At 70.0% G+C, this 15681-nt stretch carries 13 protein-coding genes and 1 pseudogene; 10 read left to right on the forward strand and 4 right to left on the reverse strand.

Annotation, left to right across the window (positions count from 1 at the left end):
- Window positions 1-22: 22 nt before the first annotated feature.
- On the forward strand, window positions 23-559 hold the full coding sequence (locus RS883_RS02735; protein ID WP_315762408.1) for a thiamine phosphate synthase: 537 nt from the start codon (window positions 23-25) through the stop codon (window positions 557-559).
- The gene (locus RS883_RS02740) at window positions 556-1482 is read left to right on the forward strand and encodes a PLP-dependent cysteine synthase family protein (protein ID WP_315762410.1); all 927 of its coding nucleotides are present in this window, start codon (window positions 556-558) and stop codon (window positions 1480-1482) included. The genes RS883_RS02735 and RS883_RS02740 overlap by 4 nt, the downstream gene beginning before the upstream one ends.
- Window positions 1483-1497: 15 nt before the next feature.
- On the opposite strand, the gene RS883_RS02745 is transcribed toward RS883_RS02740, so the two are convergent.
- Window positions 1498-2217 carry a hypothetical protein gene (locus RS883_RS02745; RefSeq protein ID WP_315762412.1) on the reverse strand — a complete coding sequence of 240 codons (720 nt, stop codon included), beginning with the start codon at window positions 2215-2217 and terminating at the stop codon, window positions 1498-1500.
- A 207-nt stretch (window positions 2218-2424) separates the two neighbouring features.
- Between RS883_RS02745 and RS883_RS02750 the strand changes: the two genes are divergently transcribed.
- The 5 genes from RS883_RS02750 (at window position 2425) to ligM (ending at window position 8701) form a co-directional block, all read left to right on the forward strand.
- Window positions 2425-2850: a DUF3576 domain-containing protein gene (locus tag RS883_RS02750; protein WP_096342675.1), complete on the forward strand. Its 426-nt coding sequence runs from the start codon at window positions 2425-2427 to the stop codon at window positions 2848-2850.
- Between the two features lie 122 nt (window positions 2851-2972).
- Window positions 2973-5474: a leucine--tRNA ligase gene (leuS, locus tag RS883_RS02755; protein WP_315762417.1), complete on the forward strand. Its 2502-nt coding sequence runs from the start codon at window positions 2973-2975 to the stop codon at window positions 5472-5474.
- Complete coding sequence (lptE, locus tag RS883_RS02760; RefSeq protein ID WP_315762420.1) at window positions 5471-5977, forward strand: LPS assembly lipoprotein LptE; 507 nt, start codon at window positions 5471-5473, stop codon at window positions 5975-5977. Before leuS ends, lptE begins: the two co-directional genes overlap by 4 nt.
- Complete coding sequence (gene holA, locus RS883_RS02765; protein WP_315762422.1) at window positions 5974-6990, forward strand: DNA polymerase III subunit delta; 1017 nt, start codon at window positions 5974-5976, stop codon at window positions 6988-6990. The genes lptE and holA overlap by 4 nt, the downstream gene beginning before the upstream one ends.
- 307 nt (window positions 6991-7297) lie before the next feature.
- Window positions 7298-8701 (forward strand): vanillate/3-O-methylgallate O-demethylase, encoded by a 1404-nt coding sequence (gene ligM, locus RS883_RS02770; RefSeq protein WP_315762424.1) that lies wholly within the window; start codon window positions 7298-7300, stop codon window positions 8699-8701.
- Window positions 8702-8801: 100 nt separating this feature from the next.
- On the opposite strand, the gene aguB is transcribed toward ligM, so the two are convergent.
- Genes aguB through RS883_RS02785 form a run of 3 tightly spaced genes read right to left on the reverse strand, consistent with a single transcriptional unit; the run spans window position 8802 to window position 12393 of the window.
- Window positions 8802-9650, reverse strand: a complete 849-nt coding sequence (gene aguB, locus RS883_RS02775) for an N-carbamoylputrescine amidase (RefSeq protein ID WP_315762426.1) — start codon at window positions 9648-9650, stop codon at window positions 8802-8804.
- Window positions 9651-9663: 13 nt separating this feature from the next.
- Window positions 9664-10638, reverse strand: a complete 975-nt coding sequence (locus RS883_RS02780; protein ID WP_315762428.1) for an agmatine deiminase family protein — start codon at window positions 10636-10638, stop codon at window positions 9664-9666.
- 42 nt (window positions 10639-10680) lie between these two features.
- Window positions 10681-12393 (reverse strand): acyl-CoA dehydrogenase, encoded by a 1713-nt coding sequence (locus tag RS883_RS02785; RefSeq protein WP_315762430.1) that lies wholly within the window; start codon window positions 12391-12393, stop codon window positions 10681-10683.
- Window positions 12394-12439: 46 nt separating this feature from the next.
- Between RS883_RS02785 and RS883_RS02790 the strand changes: the two genes are divergently transcribed.
- From RS883_RS02790 to RS883_RS02800, 3 genes and pseudogenes are all read left to right on the forward strand, one after another.
- Entirely contained in the window at window positions 12440-13375 is a 936-nt protein-coding gene (locus RS883_RS02790) for an L-threonylcarbamoyladenylate synthase (protein ID WP_315762432.1), read from the forward strand.
- Window positions 13376-13524: 149 nt separating this feature from the next.
- Window positions 13525-14196 (forward strand): response regulator transcription factor, encoded by a 672-nt coding sequence (locus tag RS883_RS02795; protein ID WP_315762434.1) that lies wholly within the window; start codon window positions 13525-13527, stop codon window positions 14194-14196.
- A 603-nt stretch (window positions 14197-14799) separates the two neighbouring features.
- Window positions 14800-15678 (forward strand): annotated as a pseudogene (locus RS883_RS02800) (cadherin domain-containing protein); the annotation flags it as partial.
- Window positions 15679-15681 lie beyond the last annotated feature (3 nt).

A 15681-nucleotide genomic window follows, 5' to 3' on the forward strand; every position in this document is an offset into this window, starting at 1 on the left:
CGCGCGCGCTATAGGGACGCCGATGCCGCGCCGCCACCCTTCGACGCTCCCCCGCCTGTGGCTGATGACCGACGAGCGGCTGGGCGAACGGCTGTGGCCGGCGCTGGCGGCTTTGCCGCGGGGAAGCGGCGTCGTGTTCCGCGACTATGCGACGCCGCCCACCGAGCGGCGCGCGCGGTTCGCGCGGGTGCTGGCGACGGCGCGGCGACGACGGCTGGTGCTGGTGCGGGCGGGCGACACGCCGATGCGTGGCGAGATGGGCGTGCATAACGCGCGTGGGCGGGGGCTGCGGACCGCATCGGCGCACGACCGCGCGGAGATCGTCGCGGCGCGGCGAGGAGGCGCGGACCTCGTGTTCGTGTCGCCGGTGTTCCCCACTCGCTCGCATCCGGGCGCGAGGACGCTCGGGCCGGTGCGGCTGGGATCGATGATGAGGGGGGCGGGGATGCCGGTGGTGGCGCTTGGCGGCATGACGGCCGCGCGGATGCGGCGGCTTGGCGGGCTAAGCCTGCACGGCTGGGCCGCGATCGACGGGCTGGATAGCGAGTCGCGGCCATGATCCTCGCCTCCGCGCTCGATGCGGTCGGCGGCACGCCGATGATCGCGCTCGACCGCATCCACCGCGGGCCCGGCCGGCTGCTCGCCAAGGCCGAGTTCATGCAGCCCGGCGGCAGCGTCAAGGATCGCGCCGCGCGCGCGATCATCGTCGCGGCGCGCGTCGACGGCCGGCTGCGCGAGGGCATGACCGTGGTCGAGATGACGAGCGGCAACATGGGCGCGGGCCTCGCCGTCGCCTGTGCGACGCTCGGCCATCCGCTGGTCGTCATGATGTCGGCGGGGAACAGTCCCGCGCGCGCCCGGATGCTGGAGGGGCTCGGCGCCGAGGTGCACCTGATCGAGCAGGTCGATGGCCAGCCGGGGCAGGTGACGGGCGCAGACGTCGCCGCCGCGGAAGCCGCTGCGCGCGACTATGCCGCTCGACGCGGGGCCTTCTATGTCGACCAGTTCCACGCACCCGAGGGGCTGGCGGTCCACGAACGCGAGACCGGGCAGGAGATCCTCCGTCAGGTGGGCGGCCGTGTCGACGCCTGGGTCGCGGCGGTGGGGTCGGGCTGCACCTTCATGGGCGTCGCCCGCGCGCTCAAGGCCGCCAGCGCCGCCACGATCTGTGCCGCGGTCGAGCCCGCAGGTTGCCGCCCGCTTGCCGGTGAGCCGGTGACCAAGCCCCGGCACCTGATCCAGGGCACCGGCTACGGCTCCGCGCCGCCGCATTGGGATCCGCGGCTGATGGACCTGAGCCTGGCGGTCGAGGACGAGGCGGTCGAGTCGATGCGCCGTCGCCTCGCGCGCGAGGAAGGGCTGTATGTCGGCTATTCGGCGGCAGCGAACGTCTGCGGCGCGCTGGCGCTGCTCGGGTCCGGCCGATTGGCGGGCGAACCGACGGTCGTGACGGTGCTGTGCGATACCGGGCTCAAATACTGAGCCGGTCCGGCGTCCTTAGAACCGGAACGCCGTCCCCACATAGACCGCCTGGCTGTCGCGGCGGGTGTCGGTGAGCTGCGGCAGGCGCATCCGCTCTTCGTCGGCGCGATAGCGGACGCCCGCGGTCACATCGAGATTGCGGGTGAGCGAGTAGGAGGTGCCGAGATCGACCGAATAGCTCGGCGCTTCGGCGACCATCCGCGGCTCGGTGCCGGTCGGCTTGTCGGCGCGCGCCTGCACGCGGCCGCTCAGGCGCTTGCCGGTATAGCTGACGCCCAGGTCCATCGCCTCGCGGCTGCCGGGCAGCGCGCCCAGGTCGACGCGCGAGACGTCGCCGGACACGGCAAAGCGCTTCCAGCCGACCGACATGCCCAGATTGTACGCGATCGGCTGCATGCTGGCGGCGGCGACGGTCGGGATCGAAACGGTGGCGGTCCGCAGCGGCTCGCCGCCGCGCGACGTGCGTGCGCGCACCGCGACGGTCACGTCCTGGCGCTTGCTCTGCTGCTCGGACGGGGTGAAGCGGAAGCCCGACGCCGACAGGCCCGCACGCGACATCGCGGCAGCGAGGCGGGGGTCGGCGGAAGCGGGGGTGAAGGATCCGATGCCCGACCGGCCACTGGTCGCGGGCGCGATGCGGCGCGCGAAGCGCACTTCGTCGGGTCGTGAGGCACCGGCGGCGGGGACGAGCGCGAACACGGTGGTGGCCAGCACCCCCGCACTCAACCCGACCATGGCCGTTCGCAAGCCCACACCGAATCCCCTCTTTATCGTCCCTGCGCCTACCATGCTTAAGCCCGGACGTTCCACTCCCCGCGCGGATTTACCCGGAGTGTTGCATCCGGCCCACAGATTGCGCCGCCCGCGCGCTGCTTGCGGCGCGCCCGCGAGCCCCTATAGAGATGCCGCTTCGTAATTTTCGCTTGTTCGAGGACTCCGCCGATGTCGCGCCGCCTGGCTCTTGCCCTTCCGCTCGTGTTCGCGCTCGCCGCTTGCGGGGGCAAGGGCGACCGCCCGCGCGACCTGGCCGCCAGCCAGATCACGACGATCGGCGTCAACAGCTATCTGTGGCGCGCCAGCCTGGAGACGCTGAGCTTCATGCCGCTGCTCCAGACCGACTCGAACGGCGGGGTCATCGTCACCGACTGGTACGTGAACCCCAACACGCCCGGCGAGCGGATGAAGGTGACGGTCACGATCCTCGACCAGGACCTGCGCGCCGATGCGCTGCGCGTCGCGGCGCTGCGTGAGGTGAACACCAACGGCCAGTGGGTCGCCGCGCCGGTTCAGGCCGCGACGGTCCAGAAGCTCGAGGACATCATCCTGACCCGCGCCCGCGACATGCGCCGCGGCGCGGTCGTCGGCTGAAGATAATGCTTTGATGGCTTGCGGCGCCGGCCCGCTCCCCCACCCCGCCTCCCAGACATGATGCCGACGGGAGGCGGGGTGGGGGAGCGGGCCGGCGCCGCGACCTCAACGGAGTTGAGAAAATGACCACGCGTTTCAACGCGTTGAAGGCCGATGCCCACTGGCAGGCCGTGTGGGACGAGCGCGCGACGTTCGCCGCGCAGGACGATTCGCCCAAGCCGAAGAGCTATGTGCTGGAAATGTTCCCCTATCCGTCGGGGAAGATCCACATGGGCCATGTGCGGAACTACACGATGGGCGACGTGCTCGCGCGGTTCCGGCGGATGCGCGGGTTCGAGGTGCTGCACCCGATGGGCTGGGACGCGTTCGGCATGCCCGCCGAGAATGCGGCGATGGAGCGCAAGGTCCATCCCGGCGCCTGGACGTACGACAACATCGCCGCGATGAAGGGCCAGCTCAAGCGGCTGGGCTTCGCGCTCGACTGGACGCGCGAGTTCGCGACCTGTGACCCCACCTATTACGGTCACGAGCAGGCGCTGTTCCTCGACCTCCTCGCCGCCGGCCTCGTCTATCGCCGCGAATCGGCGGTGAACTGGGATCCGGTCGACATGACCGTGCTCGCCAACGAGCAGGTGATCGACGGCCGTGGCTGGCGGTCGGGCGCGCTGGTCGAGAAGCGCAAGCTCAACCAGTGGTTCCTCAAGATCACGCAGTTCGCCGACGAGCTGCTGGAGGGTCTCGGCACCCTGGAGCATTGGCCCGACAAGGTGCGGCTGATGCAGGAGAACTGGATCGGCAAGTCGGTCGGTCTCCAGTTCCGGTTCCAGCCGACCCCGCCGTTCGATACCGAGATCGAGGTCTATTCCACCCGCCCCGACACGATCTTCGGCGCCAGCTTCGTCGCGGTCGCCGCCGACCATCCGGTCGCGCAGGCGCGCGCGGCGGACGATCCTGACGCAGCCGCGTTTATCGAGAAGTGCAAGCAGGGCGGGACCACCGCCGCCGAGCTGGAGACTGCCGAGAAACTGGGCTTCGATACCGGCTGGACCGTCGCACACCCGTTCGACGCGGGCCGCACGCTCCCCGTCTACATCGCCAATTTCGTGCTGATGGATTACGGCACCGGCGCCGTCATGGGCGTGCCGGCGCACGACCAGCGCGACCTCGACTTCGCGCGCAAATACGGCCTCCCCGTGCCGCGCGTCGTCGGCGAGGGCGACAAGACCGACGCGGTGTTCGAGGGTGACGAGGCCTATACCGGCCCCGGCGCGCTGGTGAACTCGGGCTTCCTCGACGGCATGGACGTCGAAGCGGCCAAGGCCGCGGTGATTGCGCGCGCCGAGGGCGAGGGCTGGGGTCGGGGCACCACCGTCTGGCGGCTGCGCGACTGGGGCGTCAGCCGCCAGCGCTATTGGGGCACGCCGATCCCGATCATCCATTGCGAAGCCTGCGGCGCCGTCCCCGTGCCGCGCGACCAGTTGCCGGTGAAGCTGCCCGAGGACGTGTCGTTCGACGTGCCGGGCAACCCGCTCGACCGCCACCCCACCTGGCGCCATGTCGACTGCCCGTCGTGCGGCGCCCCCGCGCGGCGCGAGACCGACACGCTCGACACCTTCGTCGATTCGAGCTGGTACTTCATCCGCTTCGCCAGCCAGCCCGGCGACAAGCCCTTCGACCGCGCGGTCGCCGAGCAGTGGCTGCCCGTCCAGCAATATATCGGCGGGGTCGAGCATGCGATCCTCCACCTGCTCTACGCCCGCTTCTGGACCCGTGCGCTTGCCCATGTCGGCATGATCGACGTGAAGGAGCCGTTCGCCGGCCTGTTCACGCAGGGCATGGTGACGCACGAGACGTACAAGGCATCGGACGGCCGCTGGCTCTCCCCAGAGGAGGTGCAGGGCGGTGTCGAGATCGCGACCGGCGAGGCGATCAGCCTTGGCCGGGTCGAGAAGATGTCGAAATCGAAGAAGAACACCGTCGATCCCGGCCCGATCGTCGACCAGTACGGCGCCGACGCCGTCCGCTGGTTCATGCTGTCCGACAGCCCGCCCGAGCGCGACCTGCAATGGTCGGAGGCGGGGATCGAGGGCGCGTGGCGCTTCGTCCAGCGCCTGTGGCGGCTGTTCACCGCCGACGCCGTGGGTGAGGGCGAGGACGTCGCGCTCCGGCGGAAGCTCCACAAGACGATCGCCGGCGTCGCCGAGGATGTCGAGGCGCTCGCCTTCAACAAGTCGGTGGCCAAGCTCTACGAACTGGTCGGCGCGATCGAGAAGGCGTCGCCGTCGGCCGACCGCACTGCCGCGATCCGCGCGCTTGCCCGCATCGTCGCGCCGATGTGCCCGCACGTCGCCGAAGAGGCGTGGGCCGGCTGGGGCGAATCGGGGCTGATCGCCGACGCGCCCTGGCCCGAGGTCGATCCGGCGATGCTGGTCGAGGACGAAGTGACGATCGCGGTCCAGGTCAACGGCAAGCTTCGCGACACGCTGACCATGCCAAAGGGGGCGGCGCGCGAGGTCGTGGAGGCCGCGGCGCTTGCATCCGAGAACGTCGTGCGCATTCTGGACGGCAAGGCTCCCAGGAAGGTGATCGTCGTGCCCGACCGACTCGTGAACCTCGTCGCGTGATCCGCGCCGCCGCCCTGCTCGCGATCGCTGCCGCCGCGCTTGGTGGATGCGGGATGCGTCCGCTCTATGGCGGCGGGCCGCAGGGGTCGGTGCGCCAGACGCTGACCGCAGTCGAAGTCGCGCCGATCGCCGGGCAGAATGGCTGGCTGGTCACCAATGCGCTCCGCGACCGGCTGGCGGGCGCCGACGGCTCGGCGAGCCCGCGCTATCGGCTTCAGGTGACGCTCGATGACGAGATCATCGGGCTGGGCGTGCGCCGCAACGACACGATCACGCGTGAGCGGCGGACGCTGCGCGCGCGCTATCAGCTCGTCGATCTCGCCAATGGCGGCGTCGTCGTCGACGCGACCGCGGGATCGGACGCGGGCATCGACGTCGTCAGCAGCGAATATGCGACGATCGCCGCCGAACAGTCCGCGCTGGAGCGGCTGTCGGGGATCGTCGCCGATCGCATCGTCGCGCGGATCGCGCTCTACGCGCAGCGCGTCCGGGACGACCAGTGAACCTCAAGCCCGCGCAGATGCGCGCGCGGCTGGAGAAACCCGACGAGGCGACGCGGCTCTACCTGATCCACGGTCCCGACGAATCGGGCGCCGCCGACCTTGCCGCGCTGCTCCACAAGTCGCTGGGGCAGGCGGCGGAGCGCGTCGACCTGGACGGCGCGGCGCTCAAGTCCAATCCGGGGCGGCTGGCGGACGAGGCGGCGTCGATGTCGCTGTTCGGCGACCGCCGCTTCATCCGCGTGACCGGCATGGGCGAGGAGAGCCTGGAGGCGGTGAGCCTGCTGCTCGCCGCGCCGCGCGCGGGCAATCCGGTGGTCGCCATCGCCCCGTCGCTCCGCAAGACCGGCAAGATCGTCAAACTGGTCGATGCCGCGGCCAACGCGGTCGGATGCGCGCTCTATGTGCCGGAGGGGGCGGATGCCGTTCGCCTGGCCTCGCAGATCGCGCGCGACCAGGGCGTGCGGCTGGGCGGCGGCTGTGCCGAGCGGCTGGTCGCGGCGACCGGCGGCGACCGCGCGGTGATGACGCGCGAGGTCGAGAAGCTCGCGCTCTATCTCGATGCCGCGCCCGAGCGACCTGCCGATTGCGGGCCGGAGGTGCTCGACGCGATCGGCGCGGTGCTCGACGAAAGCGCGATGGGCGCCGCGATCGAGGCAGTGGTGGGCGGCGATCCGGTGACCGCGGGCGCAGAGCTTGCCGCGATCGCCGACGACAATCTCGCCATCCCGACGCTGCGCCAGCTCGCCAAGCGGCTGATCGCGCTGGCCGACATGCGGCGAGAGGTCGAGGGCGGCGACAGCGCCGCGGTCGTGGTCAAGCGGCACCGCGTGTTCTGGAAGGAGGAAGCCGCGACGATCCGCGCGCTCAGCCGCTGGAACGCCGCGCAGCTCGCCCGCGCGGTCGAACGCGTCCGCACCGCCGAGCGCGCAATCACCGCCCCGGGCAACGCCGGCGCGATCCTGGCCGAGGTCGAGGGACTCGCGATCGCGCGCATGGGTCAGCGATTGGGGTAATCGTCATCCCGGACCTGATCCGGGATCCCGCTTCTTATTCTTCTGCACCTTAGAAAGCGGGACCCCGGATCAAGTCCGGGGTGACGGGTGTGTGTGAGGGTGCCCATGCCCCCACTCGTCACCCCGGACCCGTTCCGGGGTCCACCTCACCGCGCACTCAGCGGCCGCTTGGCTCGCGGCACGGTGGACCCCGGAACAGGTCCAGGGTGACGAAGAGAGTAGGGCGGCACACTTGCCGCACAGATCGTTTGCCTCGCATACGAATAATGCTATGCCTCGCATCATAACTTCGCATGGAGAGGCGAGCATGACGGCGCAGAATCTCGAACAGGTGCTTCAGGGCGCGGGCAATACGGTGGAGCTGCTGCGCAATTCGCAGCTCGGCGCCTATGTCTATCCGGTTGTGGCGCCCGAGTTCCACAACTGGCGTTCGGAGCAGTGGGCGTGGCAGCATTCGGCGGTGCTGTTCGACCAGTCGCACCACATGGTGAACCTGTACATCCGCGGCAACGACGCGCTGAAGCTGCTCTCCGACACGATGGTCAACAGCCCCAAGGGCTGGGCGCCGGGCAAGGCCAAGCAGTATGTGCCGACGACCCCCTATGGCCATGTCATCGGCGACGGCATCATCTTCTGGGAGGAGGAGCAGTCCTTCACCTATGTCGGCCGCGCGCCGGCGTCGAACTGGCTGCGCTATCATGCCGCGACCGGCGGCTATGACGTGGAAATCGAGCTCGACGACCGCTCGCCGATGCGGCCGATGGGCAAGCCGGTGTCGCGCAAGGAGTGGCGCTTCCAGATCCAGGGCCCGAACGCCTGGGCGGTGATCGAGAAGCTGCATGGCGGCCCGCTCGAGCAGCTCAAATTCTTCAACATGTCGACGATGAACATCGCCGGCCGCCACGTTCGCACGCTGCGCCACGGCATGTCGGGCGCGCCGGGTCTCGAAATCTGGGGCCCCTATGCCGAGCAGGAAGAGATCCGCGCCGCGATCCTGGAGGCGGGCAAGGAATTCGGCCTCGTCCCCTGCGGCAGCCGCGCCTATCCGTCGAACACGCTGGAGAGCGGCTGGATTCCCTCGCCGCTGCCCGCGATCTACACCGGCGAGAAGCTGAAGGCGTACCGCGAGTGGCTGGGCGCCGACAGCTATGAGGCGACGGGCTCGATCGGCGGCAGCTTCGTGTCCGACAATATCGAGGACTATTACCTCAACCCGTGGGAGCTGGGCTACGGGCCCTTCGTCAAGTTCGACCACGACTTCCACGGTCGCGAGGCGCTGGAGGCGCTCGATCGCAAGGCGCAGCGCAAGAAGGTGACGCTCGCCTGGCATCCGGAGGATATGGCCAAGATCATGGCGTCGCTGTTCGATCCGGACGGCGTCCAGTACAAGTTCTTCGACGTGCCGCTCGCCAACTATGCCTCGTCCAACTACGACCGCGTGACCGTGGATGGAAAGACCGTCGGCGTGTCGATGTTCACCGGCTACAGCTACAACGAGAAGCAGGCGCTGAGCCTCGCCACGATCGATCCGTCGATCGAGGTTGGCACCGAAGTCCGCGTCGTCTGGGGCGAGGAGAATGGCGGCACGCGCAAGACCACGGTCGAGCCGCACCAGCAGCTCGAAGTCCGCGCGATCGTCAGCCCGGTGCCCTATTCGCGCGTCGCGCGTGAGACCTATGCCGATGGCTGGCGCACGGCGGTGACGGCGTAACAACCTTCTTCGTCACCCCGGACCTGATCCGGGGTCCCGCTTCTTTCTCTTCGTAACGAGTATAAGCGGGACCCCGGCTCGGGGGCCGGTGACGATTATATCAAACGTCCTCGACCAGCCGCCGGTAAAGCTCCGGCCGCCGGTCGCGGAAGAAGCCCATCCCCGCGCGGTTCTTCCTGACGCGCGCCAGGTCCAGCGTCGCGGTCAGCACGCCCGTCTCCTCCGCACCGAACTCGGCCAGCATCTCGCCGAACTCGTCGCAGATGAAGCTGTGACCGTAGAAAAGCTGTCCGTGCTCGCTGCCGATCCGGTTGGAGGCGATGACGGGCACGACGTTCGACACCGCATGGCCCAGCATCGCGCGCCGCCACATCCGCCGCGTGTCGAGCGTCGGATCGTGCGGCTCGGCACCGATCGCGGTGGGATAGAAGAGGATCTCGGCGCCCATCAGCATCATCGCGCGCGCGGTTTCCGGATACCATTGGTCCCAGCAGATGCCGACGCCCAGCTTCGCGCCCGGGCCGCCCCAGACCTTGAACCCGGTATTGCCGGGGCGGAAATAGAATTTCTCCTCATAGCCCGGCCCGTCGGGAATGTGGCTCTTGCGATAGACGCCCTCGATCCGCCCGCCGGGCGCGATCATCGCCAGCGAGTTATAGTGATGCGGCCCGTCCGCCTCGAAGAAGCTGGTCGGGATATGGATGTCGAGCTCGTCGGCCAGCCGCTGCATCGCCAGCACCGCGGGATGCTCGTCGACCGGGCGCGCGGTCGCGAACCATTCCTCTTCCTCGGTGCGGCAAAAATATTCGCCCTCGAACAGTTCGGGCGGCAGCACGACCTGCGCGCCGCGGCCCTTGGCCTCGCGCACCAGCTCGCTAACCGCGGCGATGTTGGCGTCCAGGTCGCGCGTGAAGGCGAGCTGCATCGCCGCGACGGTGATTTCTGTCATGCGAACCTCGGGGTCATGCGAACCTCGGCAATTGCTGGCTGATGCAGTGGAAGCTGCCGCCGCCGGTCAGGATGTGGTCGGCGCGAAGCCCCACCGCGCGGCGGCCGGGGAACAGCGTGCCGATCGCCTCGACCGCGCGCGCGTCGTTGGGCTGGCCATAGGTCGGCACCGCCACCACCGTGTTGCCGATATAAAAGTTCATGTAGCTCGCCGGCACGACCTCCTCGTCCACCAGCACGCGGCCGGGGGAGGGGAGGCGGACGACCTCGACCCCGAACGCCTCGGCACGGCGCGCGGCATCCTGATAGATCAGCCAGTTGGGGTCGTTCTCCTCCGGCTGCGGCACCGCGAGCCGGTTGGGGCCGACGAACCGCGCGAGATTGTCGACATGGCCGTCGGTATGGTCGTTGACCAGCCCGTCGCCCAGCCACAGCACGCGATCGAAGCCCAGGTCGCACAGCAGCCATTCCTCCGCCGTCCGCTGCGACAGGCCGGGATTGCGGTTGCGATTGAGCAGGCATTGCTCGGTCGTGACGACCAGGCCGGTGCCGTCGCCGTCGATCGACCCGCCCTCCAGCACCCAGTCGCACGGCTCGAAGGCGAGGCCGCGTCGCTCGGCAAGTCGGGCGCCGACATCCTCGTCGCCGGGAAAGTCGTACTTGCCGCCCCAGCCGTTGAAGCGGAACGCGCGCGCGCTGCCGTCACCGGTGACGATCGCGGCGGTGTCTCGCAGCCAGACGTCGCCGAACGCCTCGGTGACGATCTCGACACCCTTTTCGATGCCGGTGGCGGCGGCGCGAGCCGCCTCCGCATCGGCGCAGACGAGCAGCACCCGCTCGCCGCGGCCGCCATCGGCGAGGGCGTTGGCGAAGGCGAGCGTCTCTTTCCTCGCACCGGCAAGCGGCGGTCCCCAGATTTCCGGGTGGCTCGGGAAACCGATCAGGACGGCGTCATGATCGGCCCATTCGGGCGGCGGCGGCAGCGTCATGGCGCGCGATCTAGGACCGCGCGCCTTTACCCGCAACCGATCTCAGGCAGCGAACGCCGCTGCGGGCAGCTCGTAGAGCGCGGCGGCAGGCGCCATCGCCGACGCCTTGAGCCCCAAGGCCTCCGGCACGATCTGCTCGACATAGAAGCGGGCCGCCGCCCGCTTCTGCCCAAGGAATGCCGGGTCGCCCTCCGCCGTCGCGGCGATCCGCCCCTGCCGCTCCATCAGCCAGCCACAGGTCGCGACCGACAGCATGGTGAGGAAGGGATAGGACGCGGCGAGCCGGTCGTCGGCATCCGCGGTCATCAACCGCCGCCCGACCTCTTCGCACGCATCGATCAGCGACCTGAGGCCGGCATCCTCGGCCTCGCCGCGCATCGTCTCGAGATGGGCAAGGAAGACGCCGCCATTGTCCATGGCGAGCTTGCGCCCGACCAGGTCGGCCGCCTGGATGCCGTTCGTGCCCTCATAGATCGGGGTGATTCGCGAATCGCGGAAATGCTGCGCCGCGCCCGTCTCCTCGACATAGCCCATGCCGCCATGCACCTGGATGCCCAGGCTCGCGACCTCGACGCCCAAATCGGAGCCATGCGCCTTTGCGAGCGGAGTGAGGAGGTCGAGCCGCTTCTTCGCCTCGCCCTCGCCCAGTGCCAGTCGGTCGCTGATCCCCGCGGCATAATAGACGAGCGCGCGCGCCGCTTGCGTCTGTGCCTTCATTCGAAGGAGCATGCGGCGGACATCGGGATGCTCGATGATCGCGACGCCGGTGCCGGCGCGCGCGCCCTGCATCCGGTCGAGCGCATAGGCGACCGCGCGCTGCGTCGCGCGCTCGGCGACCTGGATGCCCTGCAGGCCGACATTGAGGCGCGCGTTGTTCATCATCGTGAACATCGCCGCGATCCCGCCGCCCTCGGCCCCGATCAGCTCGCCGATGCAGTCGCCATGGTCGCCGAAGGACAGGACGCAGGTGGGCGAGGCGTGGAGGCCCATCTTGTGCTCGATCGACACGACGCGGATGTCGTTGAAGTCGCCCGGCTTGCCCGCTTCATCCAGCCGGTACTTGGGGACGAGGAACAGGCTCAGCCCGCGCGTGCCCGCCGGCGCATCGGGCGTGCGCGCGAGGACGAGGTGGACGATCTGGTCGGCCATGTCGTGGTCGCCATAGCTGATGAAGATCTTGGTCCCCGACAGCGACCAGCTGCCGTCGCCGCGCGGCTCGGCGCGGGTGCGAAGCGCGCCCACGTCGCTGCCCGCCTGCGGCTCGGTCAGGTTCATCGTCGCCGGCCACTCACCGGTCGCCAGGTGCGGCAGGTATGCCGCCTGCTGCTCGGCGCTGCCATGGTGCATCAGCGCCTCGATCGCGCCGCCGTTGAGCGTGGGGCAAAGGCCCAGACCCATATTGGCAGTGCCCAACGTCTCCAGCACCGCGCTCGCCAGCGCGAACGGCATGCCCATCCCGCCATAGTCGGTGGGCGAGCCGATCGTCCCCCAGCCGCCGTCGACATAGCCCTGATACGCGGCGCGGAACCCGTCCGGCATCACCACGCCCTGCTCGGTCCATCGCGCGCCCACCGTGTCGCCGACGCGGTCGAGCGGCGCCCATTCGCCCACGGCGAACTGGCCCGCGCCCTCCAGCACCGCCTCGATCGTGTCGGGCGTCGCCTCGGCAAAGCGGTCGCTGGTGGCGAGATCGTCGATGCCGGCGACATGGGTGAGCACGAAGCGCTGCTCGGCAATGGCGGGGGTGAAGCTCATCAGTCCTCTCTTGTCGTGATTTTGCGCGCGATATAGCGGCTTTCCGATGCCCTCGCCAAACCCGACCGGCGCGACGCGCACGTTACGCTACGGCGAGCCCGGCGCGATCGAGGCGGCGGCGCGCGTCATCGCCGAGGGTGGCTGCGTCGCGGTGCCGACCGAGACGGTCTATGGCCTCGCCGCCGACGCGACCGATTCGCGCGCGGTCGCCGGCATCTATGCCGCAAAGGGACGGCCGAGCTTCAATCCGCTGATCGTCCACGTGCCCGACCTAGACGCGGCGCGGCGGGTGGCGGTGTTCGATCAGGCTGCGCTGGCGCTGGCGGCGCGCTGGTGGCCGGGGCCGCTGACACTCGTGCTGCCGCTGGCGCCGGACAGCCCGGTGGCGTCGCTGGCGACCGCGGGATTGGCGACGGTGGCGGTGCGGATGCCCGCGCATCCGGCGATGCAGGCGCTGCTGCGCGCCGCCGGGCGCCCGCTCGCCGCGCCGTCCGCCAATGCGAGCGGCGGGATCAGCCCGACCCGCGCCGAGCATGTCGCCGCGAGCCTCGGCGAGCGCATCCCGCTGATCCTGGATGCCGGGCCGACCCCCGCCGGACTCGAATCGACGATCGTCGATCCCGCGCGCGGGCTGGTGCTGCGCCCGGGCCCGATCGATCGCGCCGCGCTGGGTCTTGCCGCGGCGGCGGCGGGCGGGCCGATCGTCGCGCCGGGCCAGCTCACCAGCCATTATGCGCCGGCCAAGCCGATCCGGCTGGACGCGGCGGAGGCGCGGCCGGGCGAATGGCTGATCGGGTTCGGTCCGGTCGCGGGCGACGACACGCTGTCGGTGAGCGGCGACCTGACCGAGGCGGCGGCGCGATTGTTCGACGCGCTCCACCGCGCGGACGCGAGCGCGGCAAGCGCGATCGCGGTCGCACCGGTGCCCGGACACGGCCTGGGCGAGGCAATCAACGACCGACTTCGCCGCGCCGCGGCATGATGATCGCCACGCCTTTAAGGATGTAATTGTTGCAAGCGCCGCGATGAGGCGACAAGAACGAGCCGCGCGGATAGTCCGCGCGAGTCGAATGCGTCGTGTTTTCTTCGGGGGCGAAAGAAAGCGTGATCGAAAAACAAGGAGCGGGCCGTGTGCTGGTGGTCGAACATCAGCCGACACGGCGCGCCGAATATGTACTGGCACTGGTCGAGGGGGGGTATGCCGTTCGTGCGGTGACCGGACCGCAGGAATGCCGCATGACGATGTCGCGCGAGGCGGTCGACGTCGTGCTGCTCGATCTCGACCATCCCGCGCTCGGTGCGCGCGACCTGCCGCGGCAACTGGGCACGACGGGCCGGGCGGGCCTGATCGGCGTCGGCACCGCGACTCGGCCCGAGGAGCGGATCGCCGCGATCGAGGCGGGGTGCGACGACCTGGTCGCGCTTCCTGTCCATCCGGGCGAGCTGTGCGCACGGACCGGCGCGCTGCTTCGCCGCCGCACGCGGCCGCGCCGGTTCGACCTGGCGGGGCTGCTCCTCGACCTCGATGCGCGGACGCTGTCGCCGCCGGGCGGGCGACCGACACCGCTGACCCGCGGCGAGTTCACGCTGCTCGAACTGCTGACAGAGGCCGGCGGCGCGGTCGTCGGGCGCGAAACGCTGTGCGGCGCAATCGCGCGGCGCGGCGACGAGATCGATCCGCGCACCGCCGACGCGCTCGTCCGCCGCATCCGCCGCAAGCTCGAGCCGCTGGTCGAGGGGCCGGTGATCGCCACCGTCCAGGGTGCCGGCTATCGCCTTGCCGTGTCCGTTCGCGCACGCTGAGCATCGTCCATATCCTGTCCGTTGATCGCGCCCTCGGGCTTGCGTCATTGTAGAAGCATCGCGGGTGGGGACTGGCGATCGGATCGGCTGCCGGGGGGGAACCGGGGACCACGATCCATCGCGCCGGCGGGCAAGATAGAATCGGGTTGCGCTGGCTGAACATGGGCTCGACGCGGAGGCGTCGGCGTACCCTTTCGGCTGCGCAGCCGCGATCGACCTGGCCCGGACTCCTGCCCGCCTGACAGGGGGGCAAGCACCGTGGCGATCATCACGCTTTCGCAGGACGAGGATTTCACGCCGGTCATCGCCGGCGAGCATCTGATCTTTGGCACGCCGGACGGGCAGGAGACGATCCGCGTCTCGCTCGGGGCGGGGACGCGGATCGTCCTCGACGCGTCGTTCAACGCGGGCGGCGACCGCGTGGTCGTGAGCGGCGTCGGCGCGGGGCTGACGGTGCGCCGGTCGGGCAGCTCCGCCATCTTCGAGATGCCGAACGGTGGCATGCTGGTGGTGCCGATCGGCGAAGAGGCGACCACGATCGAGATCGCCGGCGTCGCCTATGCGCTCGAGATCGAGGACGGCGTGATCGTCTTCGGCGGGACGATGCTGGGCAACGACCCGCTTCCCGTCGGCTTTCCCAACGAAGCGCCGGTGATCGATGCCGCGCGCGCGGTCAGCCTGGTCGAGGGGGCGACCGCGGTCACCGCGAGCGGCGGCGCGGTCGATCCCGATCGCGATCCGATCACCTATGCGATCGCGGGCGGCGCCGATGCCGCGCGCTTCGTCATCGACGCGGCGACCGGCGCACTCGCCTTTGCCGCCGCGCCCGACCGCGAGACACCGGCCGACGCCAACCGCGACAACGTCTATGAAGTGGTCGTCCGCGCTAGCGACGGCCGGGCGAGCGCCGCCCAGACGGTCCGCGTGACCGTGACCGACGCCAACGACAACGCCCCCATCCTGACCGCGCCCGCCGCGGTGACGGTGGACGAGAATGGCCGCGCCGTCGCCTCTGTCGCTGCGAGCGATACGGATGGCGATGCGCTGCGCTTCTCGATCGCGGGCGGCGCCGATGCCGCGCGCTTCGTGATCGACGCGGCGACCGGTGCGCTTTCCTTCGTCGCGGCGCCCGATTTCGAGGCGCCGGGCGATGCCGACCGCAACAACGTCTATGACGTCGTCGTTGCGGCGAGCGACGGCCGCTTCACGACGACCCAGGCGATCGCGGTCACCGTGCGCAATGTCGACGATGTCGCGCCCGTCTTCACCTCGCCAAACCGCGCGACGGTTGCGGAGAACTCGGTGGCGCCGATCCTGACGGTGCGCGCGACCGACGCCGACAGTACGAGCGTCCGCTATGCGATTGCCGGCGGCGCCGATGCCGCGCGCTTCGTCATCGACGCGGCGACGGGCGTGCTCCGCTTCGTCCAGGCGGTCGATTTCGAACAGCCAGCCGACGTCGGCCGCGACAATGTCTATGAGGTG

Source organism: Sphingomonas sp. Y38-1Y (assembly GCF_032391395.1).
In the GTDB taxonomy this organism is placed as follows: domain Bacteria; phylum Pseudomonadota; class Alphaproteobacteria; order Sphingomonadales; family Sphingomonadaceae; genus Sphingomonas.

Coding starts and splice junctions, on each gene's coding strand:
- RS883_RS02740 (WP_315762410.1), top strand. CDS start 556: ATGATCCTCGCCTCCGCGCTCGATGCGGTCGGCGGCACGCCGATGATC.
- RS883_RS02790 (WP_315762432.1), top strand. CDS start 12,440: ATGCCCTCGCCAAACCCGACCGGCGCGACGCGCACGTTACGCTACGGC.
- RS883_RS02750 (WP_096342675.1), top strand. CDS start 2,425: ATGTCGCGCCGCCTGGCTCTTGCCCTTCCGCTCGTGTTCGCGCTCGCC.
- RS883_RS02735 (WP_315762408.1), top strand. CDS start 23: ATGCCGCGCCGCCACCCTTCGACGCTCCCCCGCCTGTGGCTGATGACC.
- leuS (WP_315762417.1), top strand. CDS start 2,973: ATGACCACGCGTTTCAACGCGTTGAAGGCCGATGCCCACTGGCAGGCC.
- RS883_RS02785 (WP_315762430.1), bottom strand. CDS start 12,393: ATGAGCTTCACCCCCGCCATTGCCGAGCAGCGCTTCGTGCTCACCCAT.
- aguB (WP_315762426.1), bottom strand. CDS start 9,650: ATGACAGAAATCACCGTCGCGGCGATGCAGCTCGCCTTCACGCGCGAC.
- RS883_RS02745 (WP_315762412.1), bottom strand. CDS start 2,217: ATGGTCGGGTTGAGTGCGGGGGTGCTGGCCACCACCGTGTTCGCGCTC.
- ligM (WP_315762424.1), top strand. CDS start 7,298: ATGACGGCGCAGAATCTCGAACAGGTGCTTCAGGGCGCGGGCAATACG.
- RS883_RS02780 (WP_315762428.1), bottom strand. CDS start 10,638: ATGACGCTGCCGCCGCCGCCCGAATGGGCCGATCATGACGCCGTCCTG.